Genomic DNA, 20618 nt, shown 5'->3' with positions numbered 1-20618 from the left:
TAATAATTGAATTTGAGTTTTCATATCATTAGGGATATTGAATGATTTCTAACAATTCGATTTCAAAAAACAGGGTTGAATAGCCGGGAATGGAGGACGAGCCTGCCGTGCCGTAGCCTAATGCGTAGGGGATGCAAATTTCCCATTTGTCGCCTGCTACCATGTCTTGCAAGGCGGTAGAAAAGCCCGTAACCACGCCATTGACCGTGAATTTTGCCCCGCGCCCTTGGTCAAAAATCGTTTCCGAGCCTAATTTCCCAACATAATTGACCACCACCGCAGCCGTTTGAATGGGGTGTACGACTCCTTTGACGTTGGAGTTTGGGATTTCGCGATAATACACGCCTTTGCTGCCTCCGAGTGTGGAGACGGTGTCCCAATCCGCATTTCGCGTTATCTCGTTGTAGCACGAGTCATTAAGTACACGCCAACGCCCGCCCGGTGAGGAGAGTGCCTGACTTTGAATTGCGTACATCTCAGCAACGATGCCATCGTACTGAGTGTTGTCTTCATCCACATTGTCCCAATCACAGGCACTACAAGCGAGTGCGGTGAGGGCAAATAATACTGTTTTTTTCATCTTTGTCCTTTTTTTTTAAGTAGGTCGAGAGAATTTTTTGAGCACAAAGGTAGTCTTTTTTTCTGAATTCTCAACAACATCAACATCAAAATAAATTTTATGTTGTACAGCATATTTTTTTATTCCATAAAAAAATAATACCTTTGCACCCGATTATTATTAAAAAAAAATATTTTTTAGTTATGGATAGACGAAATTTTTTCAAAAAATCGGTATTGGCAGGCGTTGCCGTATCGATTCCGGAGATTGTGAAAGCGGCGATGCCAGATGCTCCTGCGGTGGATAACGCCGATTGGTATCAGTTGTCCAAAGGGGACACAATTCTGTTTCAAGGCGATTCTATCACGGATTGGGGGCGCGACAGAAAAAAAGAAGCGGAAGTGAACGCGCCTGCTCAATTGGGAGGTGGCTATCCGCTTTTTACCGCAGCCAACATTTTAGCAAATAATGCCGAAAAAGGATTGAAAATCTACAATCGCGGCATTTCCGGCAACAAGGTTTTCCAATTAGCCGGCCGTTGGGACAAAGATTGTATTGAGTTGAAACCCAACCTGTTGAGTATTCTCATTGGAGTAAACGATTTTTGGCATTCACTCGGTCAATATACAGGCACCGTTGAAACGTATGAAACCGATTACCGCGCACTTTTGACTCGCACAAAAAAAGCCTTGCCGGAGGTAAAAATAGTCATCTGTGAGCCTTTCATAGTGCATGGAGGCTCAGTGTTGGACAACACATGGGAAAGCGGCTTTGCACCCTATCGCAATGTAGCACGCAAATTGGCACGCGAGTTCGATTTAACATTCGTCCCGTTCCAAACGGTCTTTAACGAGGCACTGAAACAAGCCAATTCGGAATATTGGGGCACCGACGGCGTACATCCGTCTTTGGCGGGAGCACAGTTGATGGCGCAAGCGTGGATAAAAGCAGTGCTAAATTTTCACTGACTCGCAAAGGCTCAAACCATTGCAAATTAACGTTGCCGGAACTTTCAATATGGAACCGTGCCGGATGCCGGGTGGCAGGGATATCTGAGCGGAAATATCTTCCCATTTCTTTAAATCCGAAGAACTTACCGCTCCAAATTTTCCGTCCCTGTATTTATCAAAATACACCACCCAATTTTCCCCGACCTTAGTTACAGTAGGACCTTCAGCCCAATAATTTCCGGTAATGGGCTCGGAAGGTTCAGAATAAGGTCCGGTAAGTTTTTCAGAGGTGGCGATAAGGATATTTTTTTGAGGACCTTTTAGGAACATCACAAATTTGCCTTCTATCGGAACAATTGTTGCGTCAATCACATCAAACCCTTTATCATATAACAATTTTGTTTCTGAAAAATGTTTAAAATCTTTTGTTGTTACATAATACATGCGATTATTCCATTCGTCTTCACCATCATCTGTAAAACGTCCTTCAATGGTAGTTGCCCAATGAATCATGTATTCCTTAGTCACTTTATCGTAGGTAATTTCCGGCGCCCAGCAATTCTTTACTCCCTTTTCATGCGCCATTACCGGAATAAGTTTTTGTTCCGACCACGAAATCAAGTCTTTCGAAGAGGCATATCCGATTCCGTTCTCCCTCCAACTAATCGTCCATACCAGATGATAAAGTCCGTCCCCGCCTTGTATTATACAAGGGTCGCGCATCAACTTGTCTTTACTTAACTCCGGTTTCAAAAGGGATTGGTCGTTATTTAACGCCTCCCAATTGTAACCGTCGCTACTGTAAGCCAAATGAAGCCCGTCTTCTCCGTTATTTTTGAAATATGAAAAAAGATAAACCGTTTTTTCTTCGCTACATGAAATAAGCAACATAAATGCCAGCAAAAGCATAGAATAAATCGTTTTCATACATATATATATATTTAATTTAAAATAAATTGTTGTTTTTACCAAAAATAAAAATAAAACGCGGCACAAAAAGCGACCACACCCAGCGACGCAATCACATCCCACTTGTTCCAACTCTGCCTGATGAGCTTCTTGTAGTCATCGGTGAAAGTGATAGCCTCTATCTGCTGAGCGGTTGGCTTGGGGGTGAAAAATGACACTGCCACCATCAATGCCATGATGAAGACGAGCAACCATATCTCAAAGATAAGCCAGTTGGTTTGCCAGAACCACGCTGTACTTTCCCAGCACCAGCCGGTCATTGCTTTGGCACCTGTTTCTGTAAATATATTGGTCAGCAAACGCAACATACCGATAGCAAAACCTACTATCATACCCGCCTCGCCTGCTTTTGGCGTGATGCGTTTGGAGAATATGCCCAAAGCAAATACGGCTACCATTGCCGGTGCGAGTAGCGATTGGATGCCTTGCAGGTAGTCGTAAAGGCTGCCCAAACTCATCATAATCGGTATCCAGACGATGCCCAATATCACAACCGCGACTGTGGCAACGCGACCTACCAGGACGTAAGTTGCCTCGCTCTTCTTTTTAAACATCGGTTTGTAAAAATCTTCCGTGAACAACGTCGCACAAGAGTTGAAGAATGCCGCCAAAGAAGCCACCAATGCCGATATAAAGCCCACAGTGACAATGCCTTTCACACCGGCGGGCAATACAAACTTGACCATGGAACCAAAGGCGGTGTCGGGGTTGTCTAACGTGAATCCGCTGTCGGGGCGCGCCGCCAATGCTGCGGCTACCATGCCCGGTATCATGAACATAAACACGGGCAACAATTTGAAATAACCTGCCGCGATACTGCCTCTGCGGGCGCGTTTCATCACCTCGTCGTTAGACTCGCCTTTGCGCTGTCCGAGTACACGTTGAACGATATGCTGGTCGGTGCACCAATACCAAAAGCCGATAATGGCCGCTCCGATAAACACCCAAAAGCCCGGGTAGTCGTCATACAGCGGGTCGCCCGTATTGAAATGGAACATGTGGTTGGTGCCGTATGCCACGCCGTCTGCTCCTACGTTTAAAGTTTTTGAATAATCAATCATTGCCGTCCAACCTTCCGCGATACTGCCGCCTCCGAGCGCAGCCAATCCCAAGAAAAGCACAAGGAATGAGCCAAGGATAAGGATAGGCGTTTGAATGGCGGACAGGGTCATCACGCCCTTCATACCGCCCAAAACGGTAAAGATGCCCGTTAAAAGTATCAAGCCGATGGCACCGTACCAGAAAGGGATGCCCAGCAGACTTTCCATAAAAATGCCGCCGGTGAATGCCGTTACGCTCACTTTTGTCAGCACGTATGAAATAAGTGTGACGATGGACAGCCACGAGCCCGTAGTCGGCGTGTAGCGGTATTTGAGAAAGTCGGGCATGGTGATGATTTTCCCCATTTTGTTGTTCATGAGTTGGTAGAAAGGCACAAATAGCCATCCCAAAACGAGTATCATCCAACCCTGCATTTCCCAGTGTGCCATACCCACACCGGCTTTTGCGCCTGTTCCGGCAAGCCCCACAAGGTGTTCGGAGCCGATGTTGGCGGCAAAAATTGCCGCCCCGATGATGTACCACGGTTCGCCCTTACCGAAGAGGTAGTCTTCGCTGTTGGCACCCTGCTGCAAGCGTTTGTCCTTTTGTATCGAACGCCACACAGCCCACGTCACCGCTAAAATCCCAACTGCGATAATTACCCAGTCGAGCCACAAAAATTCATTTGAATTCCAATTCATAATATAATAGTGTTTAGAGTTTAGAGATTAGAGATTAGAGTTTAGAGAATAATTCTGTTTCTGTGAATTTACCCAATTTTTGATAGTCGGCATATCGTTTTATATATGCTTCATGATTCTCTTTATTGGGGTGGTATTCACTCGCAAATCCCTGTCCCATAGCTTTTTGTGCATCTTCAACCTTCGCGTACACTCCGGCTGCTACTGCGGCAAACATGGCTGCGCCGAAAGCGCAAGCCTGTTCGGTTTTTGCTACTTTGATAGGCATTCCTAAGACATCCGCCAATGTCTGCATCACAAACGGCGATTTCAATGAGATGCCGCCGATACCGATAACTTCCTTTATTTCGATGCCGTTTTCGAGAAAACGGTCGATAATGGCTTTCGAGCCGTAGGCGGTTGCTTCCACCAATGCGCGGAAAACCATTGCAGGCGTACTGCCCAGCGTCAATCCGGCAATTGTGCCTTTTACTAATTGATTGGCGTCGGGTGTGCGTCGCCCGTTGAGCCAGTCGGTGGCAATCAGCGTTTCGGAGATGGGCAATTTTTCGGCTTCTTCGGTTAATTCGGGAATGGATTTGTTCACAAATTTTGAGAACCAGGCATAAACATCCCCAAAACCCGATTGTCCGGCTTCCAAGCCAATCAAACCCGGAATGACCGAACCATCAACCTGTCCGCAAATACCCGGAATGAGTTTGTCTTGCATTTCTGCCGGAGAGGCAACCATGATGTCGCAAGTGGAAGTGCCGATGACACGCACAAATGTTTTCGGCTTAATTTCTGCTCCGACAGCTCCAAAGTGGCAATCGAAAGCACCCACGCCGACCACAACATTACTCGTCAAGCCCAATTTTTTTGCCCATTCAGCACTCAAATTGCCTACTTGGGTATCGCTCGTGTAAGTCTTTTCAAACAGCCGACTTCTGAAGCCTTTCAGCAGCGGATTGATAGCCGTCAGAAATTCTTCTGGAGGCAGTCCGCCCCATTGTGCATGCCACAGGGCTTTGTGTCCGGCGGCGCAACGGCTGCGGACAATTTCTTCCGGTTTTGTTTTTCCGGTGAGCAATGCCGTCATCCAGTCGCAATGTTCCACCCAACTGTAAGCCTCTTTGCGGATGCTTTCGTCCACGCTTAGTACATGACTGATTTTTGCCCAGACCCATTCGCTCGAATAGATGCCGCCCTCATAAGCCGTGTAGTCAATCGCGCTTTTTTTCGCTAACTCGTTGATTTTCGCAGCTTCCGCAATGGCGGTGTGGTCTTTCCACAAGACAAACATGGCGTTGGGATTTTCTGCATATTCCGGACGCAAAGCCAAAGGCAGACCGTCTTTGTCAATCAGCACGGGCGTAGAGCCGGTGGTGTCGAACGATATGCCCACTACTTTTTCGGCTGTTCCGGCAGGCGATTTGCTCAACGCTTCTTTCACGGATTCTTCCAATGATTCCACATAATCCGAGGGATGCTGCCGGTATTGATTTTTTGCCGGAACGCAGTATTTGCCCTCCTTCCAGCGCGGGTAGTATTTCACCGCAGAAGCGATTTCTTTCCCCGTCTCTGTTTCCACGATTACGGCGCGACAGGAGTCTGTGCCGTAGTCTAATCCAATTACATACTTCATAATGATACTATTTAAATTTATTCTTTAATTCTCAATTATTTTCACATCCCACGCGCCAAGTGTGAGCTTGTCTGTTGCTTTTTCGCCCGAAATCAACTCTGTGCCCTTTGAAAATGGGTTGTTTACCGTCTTTTCTTCGTCGCTGAAATTGAAAATGTAATGCAGCGATTTTCCTGCATCATTTTTACCGGAACGAATGATTATTGGAAATTTGAAATCGCTTTGCGGCGTTAAAATAGTTGCCTCTGTTGCTGCCTGATGGATGATATTTTCCAACAAATCTTGCGACGGATAAGTACCTATATAAATCAATTTTCCTTTGCCATAAGTGTTTTCCGTGATGCAAGCCCATTTCCCGTAAAATTTATGCTCGGCGTAGGCAAGCGGCTTGGCAGTTTCCGGAATCAGAAATTCGTACCATTCACTCGCTGTTAATTTTCCGGTGGCAGCAAAGCGGGCATTTTCGGTCAGACGCAAGGGTGTATTGGGAATATTGGCATATTCCTGATAGTAAAATCCTGCGGCTTTGCGCAAAATGGAGGACGGCGGCAATTCGGCTCTGACGGCATTGTATTCGTTGGTATAACCGCTTTTGAACATCATCACCACAATTCCACCGTTTTTTACAAAAGCCTCTATTTTTTCAAGCAAATTGTCAGCAGCCACATACAAAGGCGGAATAACAAGCATTTTATACTTACTGAAATCCGTCCATTTGTCGCAGGGAATAATGTCTGTTTCGATATTTTGATTGTATAAAGCACTGTGTACCATTTGTACAGGATATTTCTCCCAATTGGTGTACGGCATAAAATTGAGGGCGTGATACGAGTCGTGGCTGTAAAGTATGGCAGTCTTGTTCTCTTTTTTCAGGTTGACAAGATTTTTTCCGATACGTTTAAACTCTTTTGCCGTTGTTGTAAATTCGTTGTAGATGCGGTTGGGCTGCAAATCCTGTCCCAAAATGCCGCGCCAATACGTTTCCTGTCCGTAGTGAAGCGTGTGCCAATGCCAATATCCCACCATATTGGCACCCGAAGCCAATTGCGCATACGCATTTTGCCGCAATTGTCCATCATAAAGCGGTTTTTGGCTTCTGGAATCCCAACCTATCGCCTGCGCGTTGGTTTCGGTAATCAGGTAATTGCCTTTTGCCACTGTGCGTATATAATCGCCCACATACGCAATCGACCGTCCATCCTGACCATCTTGGACGTTATGATATACGTTTCCGGCAGGATATTGCATTTGCCGAAAACTTTCCACATGGTCGATATTATGAAAAGAGGGCATAAAACAATGGGTTACGAATTGGTCAGGGCGTTTGTATTGATTCACAATATCGCATTGCCAATTCAAAAATTCAGCCAATCGAAAGCGGTTGTAGCGTTCCCATTCGAGTTTGTACGAAGGGTTGGTTACTCCGTCAAGCGGATAAAATTCTTCCCAGGTGTTAATGTTCATTCCCCAATAATTCATTCCCCATTCTTTGGTAAGCAGTTGGAGGTCGCCATGAAATTTTCCTTTCACATAATTGCGAAATCCGACAAAATAATCGCGGTTGTTCACCCCGCGCGCTTCTACTTCATTATCCACCTGATAGCCGATAATTGCCGGATGTTGCGCATAATGTTCCATCAACTTGCGGATAATCCGTTCGCAGAAAAAAAGATAAGTCGGGTTGGTGAAATCCATGTTTTGTCGAATGCCATAATACGCTTTGCCGCTTTTTGTATGTTCTGCAAGCACTTCGGGGTAGCGGTGCGCCATCCACGCAGGAATGGAATACGTCGGCGTTCCGAACATAACTTTTATGCCGGCTGCCTGCATTTTATCAAGGATACGGTCCATCCAGGCAAACTCAAACACGCCTTCCTGCGGCTCGAACAATGCCCAGCTTGACTCGCCTACACGCACCACCGACACATTGGCGGCTTTCATCATTTTTATATCTTCGTCCAACCGTTCCGAAGGCATATATTCGTGATAATAGGCAGCACCATACAGGATGTTGTCGAACTTGTATTGCGCAAATACATTTGTAGTTGCAAGTAAAAGCACTAAGGAATAAAACAGTTTCTTTTTCATTGCTTCAAATTTATTTTATAAACGGTAAATGATTCTTTTTCTGCCGTAATTTTCAATTGATTGTCCGTTAATGTTGCCGCAGCGCTTTCCGGAATAACGGCAAAAGGCGATTCTAATGTATTCTCCATTGTTTTGTTTTCCGCTTTCAGCCGGGTATTTTCTCCAAGTGTCAACTGAGCATTTTTCTTCAAACCGGATAGGGTGACGGTTATTTCTTTCGCTTCTTTTTCAACATTGGCAACTTTGATGATATAGCTGTTCTGCACTTTATCGTAAACTGCGGAGGCATACAAGCCGTTTTGTCCGGTCAGCGGTTGTCCGTTCCATGTCAGCGGCAACACATTTGTTCCTTTGTGATGGGAATAGAGTTGCTGAACATAGTAATTCGGCGTTTTAACCACCGTCAAGTTGTCAAACCAAATCAAATCGGGACTCCATTGACAGGCATCCACATGCGCCAATAGCGGGGCATACGTTGCCAAATGCACCACATCGGCATTGCGTTCAACACCGGTGAGAAAAGCAGCTTCGGCTAAAGCAGCTTCTAAACTGTTCTTTCTTCCCGGGCGCGTGTGTGCGGCATATTCTCCGGCAAAAACTTTCGGACCCTTGCGGTCGTAGTTATCGTAGCGTTTCGCATTTTCCAAAAACCATTCCGGCGACATATAATAATGTTCATCCACTAAATCGACTTTCAAGGCTTTCATTTGAGGCCATAAGCGGTCAAATTCTCTTCCCGATGCCGAAGGTCCTGCCGTTCCCACAATTTTGATATGGGGATATTTCGGGCGGATTTGCTTCATAAATGCCTCTAAATACAGATGATATTGCTCGCCCCATTGCTCGTTGCCTATGGCTAAATATTTCATATTGAAGGGTAGGGGATGTCCCATGTCCGCGCGAACTTTGCCCCAAGCACTTGTAGCCGAGCCATTGGCAAATTCAATTAAATCCAAAGCATCGTCAATATACGGTTGCAGCGAATCCAAGGGAACGACTTGCTCGCGTCCGTGTTGAAACTGGCACGAAAAGCCGCAACTGATGACGGGAAGCGGCTCTGAACCAAAATCTTCTGCCAACTGGAAATACTCAAAAAAACCAAGCCCGTACGATTGAAAATAATCCGGGAAAAACCTGTGCTTAATTTCGTAATTCCAACGATTTTCAGTGACCGGACGATTTTCCACCTGCCCCACACTGTTTTTCCACTGATAACGGGTTGCCAGATTATTGCCCTCCACAATACATCCTCCCGGAAAACGGAAAACACCGGGTTTCAAGTCTGCCAAGGCTTGTGCCAAGTCGAGGCGCATACCGTTTTCGCGGTTTTGCCATACTTTAGCCGGAAATAACGAAACATGCTCCAAATCAACCACGCCGGCAGTCATCAATCTCACATTCAAACGACAATGTGCATCGGTTACTTTTCCTTTGATTTCACCGGTATATTTCTTCCAACCTTTCCCTTCTACTTTTATTTCAACACCGCCGGACGGATTGTTTTGACTGCTGATTAGTTCGGCAAAAACTGTTTTCGATGTTCCGTCAATGGAACGTGCATACACCGAAAAACGGTAGGTTTCATCGGTTTTGATACCGATTCCGGTAAAACCTTCATTCATCAGCCCCGTGCCTGTAAGCAGCTCCTGTTGATTGGTCAGTCGCACATAATGCGGATTTCGGTCGAAAGGACAGTCATCGGCTCGCACTTCCACCAGCCCATACGCCTTCCAACCCATCAAAGGTGAGTTGGTGAAATCGAATGAACGGTTTTTGACCAATTCGGCATAGAGACCGCCATCGGCACCAAAATTGATGTCTTCAAAGAAAATACCGTACATATCCTGTTGTATGGCTGCGCCTGTCTTTTTTGTGTCTAAAACAAAAGCGTACTGTGTCTGTGAAAATACAGTCAATGTGACATTCAGCAAACATACTATCATTATAATTTTTTTCATGATTTTTTTATTTTATATAATTTTGAAGCATGAGGACTCAAAGTCTGACTGAACTTGTTTTCATAATTTCCTGTTTTTTTGCCTGACCACATATCCGTAAAAGAATGACTGCCGGTAATACCCAATTCTCCAAAATCAACGGATATTGTCTGATTATCCTTGTCATTCAGATTGAAAATTGCCAAATAGACCTCGCCGGTTTTGGAATTACGGGAAGTAATCGCTACTTTGCCGTCTTTCTGAAATACCTGTCTGACCTCCGAACTTTCGCGGTGCATTTTCAAAACGTCTTTATTGGTTAGCAGCGACAGGGTGAATTTGTCATTGCTGGGCAAATCGCCACCAAACATCAGTGGTGAACGCAAGATGGTGAAAAAAGTCATGAGTGAATATTGTTCCTCTTCGGTGAGGCGTGTCATTCTATCTTCGCCTCTTTCGCCCCGAATGGCAATACGACCAAGCGGTATCATATCGCAGTCGGGCCAAGTTCCCGGTGCAATGTAGGGATACCACTCTTGCGCCACTTTCATCAAATGCGGCAAATCTCGCCACACGTCCCACACATCACCAACCATACGCCACATATTGGCATGAGTGCTCACATGTTTGGCTTCGGATGCCGGTGTTTCTCCCGGCGACGTGCTCAAAACCATCGCCCGACCTGTCCGGTCGATGGCTTTGCGTATCATCTCAATTTCCGATTTGTGATAAGGACTGGATAAATCATCTATTTTCAAAAAATCAACACCCCAAGAAGCATACAGTTCCATGATGGAGTTGTAGTATTCCTGTCCTCCGGTTTGTTCGGTAACGGTAAGATTGTCTTTCAACCACCTGCATAGCAATTCGGTAGAATATACCTTGTCGGCTGTAACGCTTGTCCCTTTTATAGGCAATTTTCTCGCTACCGCTTCTTTGGGGATACCACGCATGAGGTGAATACCGAATTTCAAGCCTTTGGAATGAACATAGTCGGCAAGGGGTTTAAACCCCTTGTTATCGGCAGCCGAAGGAAACCGATTGACGGCGGGTTGATAACGTCCGTATTCGTCCAACACAAAACGGGGGTCTTTTTCATTGTAACCTCCGGCTTTGTCGTTTTCCACATACCAGCGGATATCCACTACCACATATTCCCATCCGTATTTCTTTAGGTGTTTTGCCATATAATCGGCATTGGCTTTCACTTCATGTTCCTCTACCGTGGGGCCGTAACAATCCCACGAATTCCAACCCATGGGCGGCGTTTGCGCCCACGAACGAAAATCGCTTTGCGAAAATGCACAAGTTGATGATAATGCGATTATTATGCTTAAAAATATTTTTTTCATATTTAATTCTAATTTTATTTCTTCAACGTGATTACCGTGTATGAATATTTCGGGAACGTATATTGCGCATCCTTCTTTTTAATCGTCGCCACAGATGGCTTAAACACTACATTGTCTTTGTTTTCGTAAGTGTTGTATTCCGTCAGTTCGCAGTCGCCAATGGTTTGCACTTCGGCATTCGTTTTGAACGCAAATCCGGCAATGTTCAATATTGCCGGTTGCGGTTGGTCGCTTAAATTGGCAACATAAATCGTCATTTCGTTTTTTTTATCGTTGATTTTTGCCGTCACGTCCAGTGCTTTTTCATCGCTGCTTGTTGTTTTCACCACATTGGGTTTCCACGTTTTCGTCATCATCTCGTCGATATGTGCCGAGGGTTGAAACCAAATCGTGTCGGCAGTGTAATGTACGCGCCCCTGGTCCCACATATAATGCAAGCCATGCGGCTGAAACGTGTTGGCTGTTCCCAGCATCACAAAACTATTGCCGTGCCGTTGATTGGTGTTCCAATTGTGAGCGTGTGCCAAGCCTCTGTCCCAATCGCAACGCCAGCCGTTTTCTTCCATCGGATGCAGTTTGAGCCAGTAACCGGGGTAATCTTTGGCAAGTTCGGCTTGCAAATTGATTCCCATTTCGTTGAGGTAAGCATCGCCGAGGTCGGCAAAATCTCTTGCACTGCCGTAATGCGGGTCCCAAGCCAATTGTTCGCCTTTTCCCTGATTGATAAACCAACCTGCCATTTCGGAAGCCAACTGATAATCTCGTCCGTCGCGTTTGTAGCCCTTGTTGCCAATGTTGAGCGAAGTCATAATCGACATATTTTTATCAACTTCCCATGCTGCCTGCGCAAACTTTTTCATGCAATTGACATAACCGTTCGAAATTCCCCGCTCGTTATCGACTTGAATATATTTCAGATTATAGGGAGCGGGATGTCCGTGCTGGGCGCGTAAGGCACCCCACTGGGTAGTAACCGCCCCATTGACGTATTCCACAAAATCGCGAATATCTTCGTACGTTTCGTCCATACTCATACCGATAATGGCTGTTGCGCCTATGGCTTCGGCTGCCTGCAACATTTCGATAAATCCGAAACTGTGTGTGGCATACGGATTAAAACCGCTACGGAACGTTACTCGGCGCTCGTCAACGGGACCAATCATTTTTTTCCAACGGTAAAGATAAGTATCCGCACCGACATCCACCATGGAACCGTTATAGCGGAAAGCAGTAATTCCCTGCTTTTTCAGCGCATCCACAAACATCTTACGGATAGGGAAACCGCCTGCTACTCTGCCCCATTTGCCGGGTTGCAGAAAAGCAAACCCAAGCCGGATTTCACCCGGATTTTTCAGAGAAATGCCGAAACTGCCGTTAATGGTGCTTGCATTGGGCAATAATTCAAATTCAAGTTTTTCATACCGTCTTCCATTGCCTTGTAATGCGTATGATTTTTCAGCTAAAATTTCTCCTTTTTCGTTGCGCAGGGAAAGGTAAACCGTTGTGTTTCTTTCGCCTCTAATTCTTATCACGCCGTCGTATGGTTTTCCTCCTTCGAAACGGATGCCTTGTTTGTACAATCCTCTATTGGTCAACCCCACTTCGCCGCTGCCCGACACAAAAGTCAAGACCTGCGTTTGTCTGCCCATATACGCATTACCGTTGCGTTCCAAAGTATATTTGTATTTCGCACCGTCCGCAGCCCATTTATCCCAATATTTTGAAATTTGTTCATCGCCGTTGATGCGCTCCATCATCGTTTTTTGAATATTCGCCGGAAGCGAGTCATAAGGCAGATAACGTCCGTAGAATTTCCAGTCCGAAATGAGTTCGGGTCTTGTGTTTCCACCGATGTTGCTGTACAAATCCTTTGAATTGACATCGTAACGTTCGGAAAGGTTGTTCCAGGTGATACGGTTGTAAACATTCGCCTGACTTAACAAGTGCGGTATGCGCCGTTCATCAATATAGACGTAAATTTTGGAATAATCGCCACGTTTCAAATTCAAAAAATCCACATCAACGTTTTCTTCAAAAGCCTCTCCGTGAATTAATTGGCTGAATATTCCGCCATTGGTCTGATTATTCAAATCCTCAATATTAGAGCCGTTGAACAAGGGGCTGACCGTAGCAATTTTCTCTCTTGCATCTACGCTTATTTGAACAGGCGGATTGCTTTGCGCCATTACACTAATGCCTGCAAATAAGGCTATACTTATACTTAACAAACTTTTTTTCATTGTACTGCCTTATTTAATAAATAATAAACTTCATTCACCTTCAACTCAAACTTCAACTTGCTAATTGTCGTATCATTATCAATTGTAAGCAATTCGATACCGGCAATTTCGGCATAATCTTCCAAATGTTCAACCGTCAGCGAGTAGGAGAAACTGGAATGGTGCGTCCCACCGGCAAGAATCCAACCACCGGCACCGATTTCCAAATTGGGTTGCGGCTTCCAAAGTGCGCAGGCAACCGGCAATTTCGGCAGGGCTTTCGGCTCAATCACATCCACTTTGTTGACAATCATGCGGAAGCGGTTGCCCATATCCACGATAGTGGCGGCGATGCCTTCGCCGGGGTGCGCTTGGAATACCAGACGGGCGCAAGTACCCGCGTCGCCGATGCCAAGGAAATGCACTTCGATGCGCGGTTTTTTCGCCGCTATTTCGGGATTGATTTCCAGCATGTGCGCTTGCAGAATGGAACTGTTGGCTCCGTCAAAATTCAAGGTGTAATCTTCGAGGAAAGATTGTCCGCCGGGTAATCCTTGTCCCATCACCCACATGGTGCGTACCAATGCGGCTGTTTTCCAATCGCCCTCTGCGCCAAAGCCGTAGCCTTCCGCCATTAAGCGTTGCGAGGCAAAGCCCATCAACTGCTTCATACCTTCCAATTCGTCGAAACTGGTCGTAAAGGCTTTTGCGCCTTTTTCTTCCAAGAAACGCCGCAGACCGATTTCCTGAGCGGCAGCATCGCGCACATGTTTATGTTTTTCCGCACCTTTTTTGCAATCGGCGGCAAAGTCGTACAATTTTTCGTATTCGGCAATCAAAGCATCAATTTCCGCTTCGGTAACCGCTTCCACGTAAGGCACCAATTTAGCAATCGGGGCATTGTCCACATGATAGCCCAAACGAATTTCGGCTTCCACTTTGTCGCCATCGGTAACGGCAACATTGTTCATATTGTCGCCAAAACGGATGATACGCATATTTTGCGAATCCGCCCAAGCAGCAGCCACACGCATCCAACCGGCAATTTTTTCGTGCGTCGGCTGGTCTTTCCAATAACCGACCACCACTTTGCGCGGCTTGCGCAGGCGGCTGGTGATAAATCCAAACTCGCGGTCGCCGTGCGCCGACTGATTCAAATTCATGAAATCCATGTCGATTTCATTCCAAGGAATCTGCTCGTTGTATTGCGTGTGGAGGTGCAACAACGGCTTTTTGAAATCCATCAGCCCATGAATCCACATTTTAGCAGGCGAAAACGTGTGCATCCAAGTGATGACACCAATACATTTGGTGTCGCCATTGGCAGCCCGCATAATGTCCGACACTTCGCTTGACGAATTGGCAGTGCCCTTGTAAACAATTTTTACAGGCAACTTACCCAAGGTGTTCAAGCCTTTAACCATTTCAGTAGAATGTGCATCTACTTTCACTACCGCATCACCACCGTACAACAACTGTGCACCGGTGACAAACCATACTTCCAAATCATTGAAATTCATAATTATTATTTTTAATTGTTATGTTCATATCATAAATATATCTCATTCTGTTATTCAAGCAATAATGCCTGCGTTTCAAACGGTATAGGATAAGCCGTGAGCCATATAGTGGGTGTGACGGCGACTTCTTCGTTGAATCCGAGCACATAAGCCTCTATCTTTTTGCCCGCCATATTTTCGGTCAAGGGAAGATAATAGGTGTAGTTTTTATCGCTTTTCTGTACCCTGTATTCCCACACATTGGAAGCAAACGAAGGTGCTCTATCCGGTGCACCTACATATTGACCGTCTATTTTGAATCCTACCCAGGCACCTTCTATGCCGTGCGTTCCATCCAAAGCGACGCACAAATACGCACCTTTGTTGATATGGTCGAGCGTAAATTCGGATTTCCATGCTTTCTTTGTTTTTAAATCACCGGAATAGGGTCTGAACAGATTGTTGGCACGCCATTTGCTTCTATCCATTTTTACTCCGCCGCGGTATCCTTCCACTTCCGTCAGCCGCATGGGAGACACATCAAGACGGAAATACCGGAAACTTTCCTCAGTGCTGAGATTGATTTCCAAAACGGCACCGGAACTATAAGAAATTTCTTTCCATGTTTTCAAGTCAGAAGAAATAAAAGCCGATGCTCTGTCTAATGTATTACCCGCGTGCAGGATTAATTTATCCAAGTGAATGTTCTCGCCCAAGTCAAGCATGAAAGCCGATTGTCCATTGACTCGTTGCTCGCCGTTTACCATATTAACAGCGAACGCCGTTTCGGAGTCTCCATCGAACATGTTTTTGTCCCAGACTCTCTTGCGCCTGAAAACGGGTTGGTCGAAAAAGGCATCGCGGGCTTTCTGCACCTGTGGAATAGCCGTTGGACCGGAGCGATAGAGCGAACGGACTTCCAACGCATTATTGTCTGCCGCAAAACAGGTGGCATAATAAAGGGCTTCCGCGTCAGCGGGAATAGCCGACTCAGGCATTACAGCTAATTTCCGATGATAATCGCCTGCTATTTTATTGCCGGGGAAAGTGACTGTAAACGTCTTTGCAGGCGACTCTGAACGCACTTGATAGATTTCGCCCGCTTTTCCAAGCAATTTAACCTCGGTTACATTTCCCACTTTGTCATTGACAATCTGATAAGGGATGCCGCTCAACAGCACTTTGTCCGTTTCTTTCTTCGTGGTCACTTTCACCAAAGCCGACCGGAAGGGTAGCACTTCCACTTCGATTTTCGAGCCGACCGAATATGTGCCCAAGTCATGGATATACGGATGATACAACCTTACTTTCGCTTTGCCTTTGGCAGTCAGTCCGATTTCTTTGTCAAGATTGATGACGTATTTTTTCGGTTCCCAAGTGAGGTTGCGCAAGGTAATGAGCCGTGTCGATTCATCTCCGCGCGATACGGCATTGGGTCCGTATTGCTTCTCCGGCAGTACAATTCCATTGACTAAAATGGCATTGTATTGTTTGTGCAGGTTGAAAATAAAAGCCAAATACGAATATTCGTCATCGCGCAGCAGCCAGGGATTTCCGTAAATCTCCGGTGCCAAAATCAGGTTGCGATTGAAAGCCTGCAAAATGAGGTCGTCTTCCCAATAGTCGATGCAGGAAGAGATACAGACGCCGTGGTCTTCCGTTAAGCGTGTCAAATCGGGCGTCAATTCCCGGCTCAGGGCTTTTGCGCGGTGGTGCGGCGCAGTCATGTCGTTAGTCATGTGAACGTCGATATACGTTTCATCACCGCCCAACAGATAGGTGGTGGTGTGTTTCATACCGGGTCCCAAGTCAAGTCGGTGATTGAGGAGAACTAAATCCGGTGCATATTGCCGCGCCTTAGTCATCATTTGGTCAAATTCGTCCCATTTTTCTTTGCGCAAAACACCGCAAGCACCATCAAGTTTGAGTAGCGCGAAGTTGTGGTCTCTGAAAAGACTGACAATCGTTTCCGTGCGTTCTGCCGCTTCCTGTGGCGTGTTTCCGAATCCATCGGGACCGCCCCACATACCGAGGCGCGTGTTCATGGTTGCCGCCTGTTGGCTCAGTGCGCCAAAACCATTCGGGTAACGTTTGAGGAATCGTTCGGATTTCATGCTTCCGTAATAGTTGCTGAAACCATCGATATTCCCTGCATCAAGAGCATAAATATCCAATTGCATCCCGTAAGTATCATGCAACCATTTGAAAAACTCAAGGTTAACACGGGTTTGTTCCGCATTACCGCCATCCCATTCATTGTTTATCCAAGAAAAATATTCCGACCGCGACGGAGTTGTATTGTCCGCACCGCTAACGGGAAATTTTGCCTTTTTTTGTGCAAAAGACGGATAAAAGCAGCCCAAAAATAACAGGGCGATTAAAATTACATGTTTTTTCGACATTGTATATGAACATTTATTATTCGGGGGCAAAGATAGTAATTTTTTTTTAATTAATTATTGATTGTTATTAAAATTTTTACTCATAACTCAAAACTTTTTCGTACCTTTGTCGCGATTATTTAATCAAAGCGATTAAATATGCCGAAATAATAATTTAAAAAAAATCATTTTATGGTACAGAACGAGGGAAAACGGAAAAAACCGGGGCGTTACATGGACTTGAAAACAGACCATGGATTTAAGACCGCTTTTAGTGAGAAACATGAGAAGTTGATGCGCAGCTTGCTGAACGGCATTTTTGAGGGGCAAAAAAAGATTGTTGAAGTCAAACATTTGCCGCTTGAGCAGTTGGGATTTAAGCCCGAAGACCGAGACACGATTTATGATTTGCATTGCAAGGACGAACTTGGCGCGCGGTACATCGTGGAGATGCAAGTGGCTCGGCAAAAGTATTTTATGGAAAGGTGTTGGTTGTATGCGGCGGCAGCCATTCTGAAGCAAGCCAAGAAAGGCAAAAAATGGGATTATGGGATGAAGCCGTTGTTTGTCATCGCTATTTTGAATTTCAATTTGACAGAGGATAGCACCGATTACATCAGCTGTTATTCACTGATGGATGAAAAAACAAAGGAAAAGGCAAGCGATAAAGTGCAATTTATCATAATAGAATTGTCGAAGTTCAACAAAACGTTAGCAGAATTGGAAACTGATTTAGACAGATGGTTGTATTGCATGAAGCATCTGGCAGAATTGCTGGAGCAACCGGCAGAACTAAAAGGCGAGATATTCGACGAATTGTTTGAATTAGCAGATTTAAAAACATTAACAGAAGAAGATATGACAACGTACGAAAAAAGTTTTGAAAGGTGCTATGGTGCTGAGTTAGCAGCAGATTATGCCATGGAGAGAGGCATGGAGAAAGGCATCCAGCAAGGTAGGGAACAAGGCATCCAACATGGCATCCTTTATACTGCTAAGCGGATGAAAGAAAAAGGGCTGGACTTGGAACTCATCGTTTCAGTTACCGGATATACTCCCGAGCAGTTGCGAAACATGGGGCTGAATTAGCACAGCCGGTGGTGGCACGAAAAAACCTGTTAGGTCTCTAAGACCTAACAGGTTTGACCGACATATTACCCACTCCTGTCAAACTTATCTTGTTCATTCTTTGGTAAATCTTAAGCCCATCAAACCGGGGTTACCAAAAAAAGTCCATTTCATTTTGTGTTTCCCTGCACCCAAATTGACCGTTCCGAGTGTTGTGTACATCGTTTGTCCCCAAGGGATGCCGGGGAAACTGAAAGTGCCCCAATAGTTCAAATAATCAATGTCGCAAGATACTGAATGACCGCTGTTTCCCGAATGGCAAACTTCCACTTTATAGTTTCCGGCGTCTTGCACCTCTAATGTGTAAACTACCCAGTCACCATCATTAGCCCATGCTACTCCGTGACAAGCAGGATTATCGTTCCAGATATTAACTTTATTAATGGGGTCGCCACCGGCAGGACGATAGGTTGAGTCACCATGCCAGGTCGTGCCTTGTTTGTGAAAACTGATGCCTTCGCCGCCAATGTCGAAGTCGCCGCCTTTAAATTCACACGGCTTAGCGGCGGACAGAATGTGCCGAGCGCCCGACGGGAAGGGTTTCGTCTCGTTTAAATATCTGTCAAACGCTGCCTGAGTAATTGTTTGCACATCTACCTTGCTGTCAATCCATACTGTATCAATCTTGCCCTTCGGCACTACTTTGCAGGAAACGCTTACCGGAGTGCTTGTTCCTGTCGGCAAATTATTCAACACAATACTATTGCCGGTGATTTGTCCGGTTTGATTGGCATGAGCCTTGTCGATATAGCTATATCGCATACCGTAAACCGTATATGATTCGGGCGCTGCTACGACACTAATTGTACCTGTCTCCACAGCCGCTGACGAAGTAAATCGGATTGCCACCGGAAAATAAACGACATAGCGGCTGTAATGAATCCTGTTGAAAGGAATCAGCGTATAGTTTCCTTCCGTTTTGAAAGTCAGGGGTGACGCCGATACTTTTTTCGTCTGTTTGAGTATGTTTTCCGGGGTGCCGGTCAAGGATTGGATTTTCCTCGCCGGAACGAAGTGGACAACGGTATTCCGCTGACCCCATATATCATCTTCATCCCAATAATCTTCTTTGTCCAAATCTTTCGAATTGATTTCCGCTGCCAAAGTGACCGGTCCGTAAGCGAAAGAAACAAACTTTTGCGACGGCGTAAGTGGCGTAACGCTCAGTTGCATAGGCAATTGTACCACTATTTTGTCGCCATCTTTCCACTTCCGGTTGATTTCTACAAATTGCGAGGAAGTGGAAACGATTTTCTGCACTTCTCCGTTTTTTTTTATTTAATAAATCTTTTACCGACTTAGTCCGTCCAAATTTTGCAATAGCCAAACCGACATCTTACCACTGCCTCGATGATTCCATGCGTAATAGGGTATCAATGAGAGTGTTACATCTTTCACTTGTAGACGTCCCGCTTCATTTTGGGCTACTAACTGGGCAGTCGTTTTTAACTGATGGATACCTTTTAGTAAATCCGGCTTGGTTTCCACCCTGATTTCAGGTTTTTGATTCATTATGACATTGAAAATATCAAAATCATTATCTGCCCATTCGGCACAATAAACAATGGGACCGCGTTCGATAGATATTTTTCCGCGGTCGGCTTCCACTTTGTCGTTGGCTTTCACTACGCGCGGTTCCATGTCGAAATGCACTTCCACTACATCGTCTTTTTTCCATTGACGGGAAATCGCAAAATATCCTTTGTCGAGTGTGCTTTCTGCCCGTATTCCATTGACTTTTATGGTATAAGACAATTTCTTTCCATCGGTATATTTATACAAATCGCTTGGAACGACTTCTCCCTGCACCCAACCCGGTACGCGCACTTTCAATGTAAATTGTTGCTTTGAACGCGGTGACACCTTTATATGAATGTCTCCGTTCCATGGATAATCGGTTGATTGGGTCAATGAAACTTTTTTCCCGCTCACAGTTAACTCTGCCGTATTGCCCATAAACAAATTCACATATACATCGCTGTTGTCCACAGCATACACATACCCCGGCAGGGAAGGAATGAAACGGCTGACATTCGACGGGCAGCAGGCGCATCCAAACCATGGCTGGGGGAAAAGCGTACCTTCCGAATTGAATTTGTATTTGCCATCCGATTCCAATGGATTGGGATAGAAAAATGTACCGCCGGCCAGCGCAACGCCGGGAATAAAA

At 45.6% G+C, this 20618-nt stretch carries 14 protein-coding genes; 2 read left to right on the top strand and 12 right to left on the bottom strand.

Annotation, left to right across the window (positions count from 1 at the left end; all coding sequences use genetic code 11):
• Positions 1–28: 28 nt before the first annotated feature.
• Complete coding sequence (locus tag ASC50_RS03100; protein ID WP_056928683.1) at positions 29–580, bottom strand: BamJ family beta-barrel-assembly machinery protein; 552 nt, start codon at positions 578–580, stop codon at positions 29–31.
• A 182-nt stretch (positions 581–762) separates the two neighbouring features.
• On the opposite strand from ASC50_RS03100, the gene ASC50_RS03095 reads away from it, so the two are divergent.
• Positions 763–1527, top strand: coding sequence for an SGNH/GDSL hydrolase family protein (locus ASC50_RS03095; protein WP_056928682.1), 765 nt, complete (start codon positions 763–765; stop codon positions 1525–1527).
• On the opposite strand, the gene ASC50_RS03090 is transcribed toward ASC50_RS03095, so the two are convergent.
• From ASC50_RS03090 to ASC50_RS03050, 9 genes are read right to left on the bottom strand one after another with little or no spacing between them, the layout of a single operon-like run.
• Positions 1513–2436: a glycoside hydrolase family 43 protein gene (locus tag ASC50_RS03090; RefSeq protein ID WP_056928692.1), complete on the bottom strand. Its 924-nt coding sequence runs from the start codon at positions 2434–2436 to the stop codon at positions 1513–1515. The genes ASC50_RS03095 and ASC50_RS03090 overlap by 15 nt on opposite strands.
• Positions 2437–2474: 38 nt before the next feature.
• A complete protein-coding gene (locus tag ASC50_RS03085; RefSeq protein WP_056928681.1) occupies positions 2475–4220 on the bottom strand; it encodes a sodium:solute symporter in 1746 nt (581 codons plus the stop codon).
• Positions 4221–4254: 34 nt separating this feature from the next.
• Complete coding sequence (locus tag ASC50_RS03080) at positions 4255–5844, bottom strand: ribulokinase (RefSeq protein ID WP_056928680.1); 1590 nt, start codon at positions 5842–5844, stop codon at positions 4255–4257.
• 24 nt (positions 5845–5868) lie between these two features.
• A complete protein-coding gene (locus tag ASC50_RS03075; protein WP_056928679.1) occupies positions 5869–7932 on the bottom strand; it encodes a beta-galactosidase in 2064 nt (687 codons plus the stop codon).
• On the bottom strand, positions 7929–9890 hold the full coding sequence (locus ASC50_RS03070; protein WP_055432783.1) for an alpha-L-arabinofuranosidase C-terminal domain-containing protein: 1962 nt from the start codon (positions 9888–9890) through the stop codon (positions 7929–7931). The genes ASC50_RS03075 and ASC50_RS03070 overlap by 4 nt, the downstream gene beginning before the upstream one ends.
• Positions 9887–11221 carry a glycoside hydrolase family 27 protein gene (locus ASC50_RS03065; protein ID WP_055432784.1) on the bottom strand — a complete coding sequence of 445 codons (1335 nt, stop codon included), beginning with the start codon at positions 11219–11221 and terminating at the stop codon, positions 9887–9889. Before ASC50_RS03065 ends, ASC50_RS03070 begins: the two co-directional genes overlap by 4 nt.
• A 14-nt stretch (positions 11222–11235) precedes the next feature.
• A complete protein-coding gene (locus ASC50_RS03060) occupies positions 11236–13461 on the bottom strand; it encodes an alpha-L-arabinofuranosidase C-terminal domain-containing protein (protein WP_055432785.1) in 2226 nt (741 codons plus the stop codon).
• Positions 13458–14960: an L-arabinose isomerase gene (gene araA / locus ASC50_RS03055; protein WP_055432786.1), complete on the bottom strand. Its 1503-nt coding sequence runs from the start codon at positions 14958–14960 to the stop codon at positions 13458–13460. The genes ASC50_RS03060 and araA overlap by 4 nt, the downstream gene beginning before the upstream one ends.
• A gap of 50 nt (positions 14961–15010) precedes the next feature.
• On the bottom strand, positions 15011–17341 hold the full coding sequence (locus tag ASC50_RS03050; protein WP_055432787.1) for a hypothetical protein: 2331 nt from the start codon (positions 17339–17341) through the stop codon (positions 15011–15013).
• A 171-nt stretch (positions 17342–17512) separates the two neighbouring features.
• Between ASC50_RS03050 and ASC50_RS03045 the strand changes: the two genes are divergently transcribed.
• Positions 17513–18409, top strand: a complete 897-nt coding sequence (locus tag ASC50_RS03045; protein WP_056928678.1) for an Rpn family recombination-promoting nuclease/putative transposase — start codon at positions 17513–17515, stop codon at positions 18407–18409.
• Between the two features lie 93 nt (positions 18410–18502).
• Here the strand turns inward: ASC50_RS03045 and ASC50_RS03040 are convergent, their stop codons facing one another.
• Positions 18503–19708 carry a DUF4986 domain-containing protein gene (locus ASC50_RS03040; RefSeq protein ID WP_055431162.1) on the bottom strand — a complete coding sequence of 402 codons (1206 nt, stop codon included), beginning with the start codon at positions 19706–19708 and terminating at the stop codon, positions 18503–18505.
• Between the two features lie 30 nt (positions 19709–19738).
• On the bottom strand, positions 19739–20618 hold an 880-nt coding region (locus ASC50_RS03035), incomplete at its 5' end, for a beta-L-arabinofuranosidase domain-containing protein (protein ID WP_162491128.1).

Source organism: Candidatus Symbiothrix dinenymphae (genome assembly GCF_001431085.1).
Note: the sequence above shows the minus strand (reverse complement) of the source record. Positions and strands in the feature narration are given on the sequence as shown.

Excerpts from the sequence above, each read along its gene's own strand:
- ASC50_RS03060 (WP_055432785.1), bottom strand. The coding sequence starts at position 13,461 with ATGAAAAAAAGTTTGTTAAGTATAAGTATAGCCTTATTTGCAGGCATT.
- ASC50_RS03090 (WP_056928692.1), bottom strand. The coding sequence starts at position 2,436 with ATGAAAACGATTTATTCTATGCTTTTGCTGGCATTTATGTTGCTTATT.
- ASC50_RS03075 (WP_056928679.1), bottom strand. The coding sequence starts at position 7,932 with ATGAAAAAGAAACTGTTTTATTCCTTAGTGCTTTTACTTGCAACTACA.
- ASC50_RS03050 (WP_055432787.1), bottom strand. The coding sequence starts at position 17,341 with ATGTCGAAAAAACATGTAATTTTAATCGCCCTGTTATTTTTGGGCTGC.
- ASC50_RS03070 (WP_055432783.1), bottom strand. The coding sequence starts at position 9,890 with ATGAAAAAAATTATAATGATAGTATGTTTGCTGAATGTCACATTGACT.
- ASC50_RS03100 (WP_056928683.1), bottom strand. The coding sequence starts at position 580 with ATGAAAAAAACAGTATTATTTGCCCTCACCGCACTCGCTTGTAGTGCC.
- ASC50_RS03065 (WP_055432784.1), bottom strand. The coding sequence starts at position 11,221 with ATGAAAAAAATATTTTTAAGCATAATAATCGCATTATCATCAACTTGT.
- ASC50_RS03080 (WP_056928680.1), bottom strand. The coding sequence starts at position 5,844 with ATGAAGTATGTAATTGGATTAGACTACGGCACAGACTCCTGTCGCGCC.
- araA (WP_055432786.1), bottom strand. The coding sequence starts at position 14,960 with ATGAATTTCAATGATTTGGAAGTATGGTTTGTCACCGGTGCACAGTTG.
- ASC50_RS03045 (WP_056928678.1), top strand. The coding sequence starts at position 17,513 with ATGGTACAGAACGAGGGAAAACGGAAAAAACCGGGGCGTTACATGGAC.
- ASC50_RS03095 (WP_056928682.1), top strand. The coding sequence starts at position 763 with ATGGATAGACGAAATTTTTTCAAAAAATCGGTATTGGCAGGCGTTGCC.
- ASC50_RS03085 (WP_056928681.1), bottom strand. The coding sequence starts at position 4,220 with ATGAATTGGAATTCAAATGAATTTTTGTGGCTCGACTGGGTAATTATC.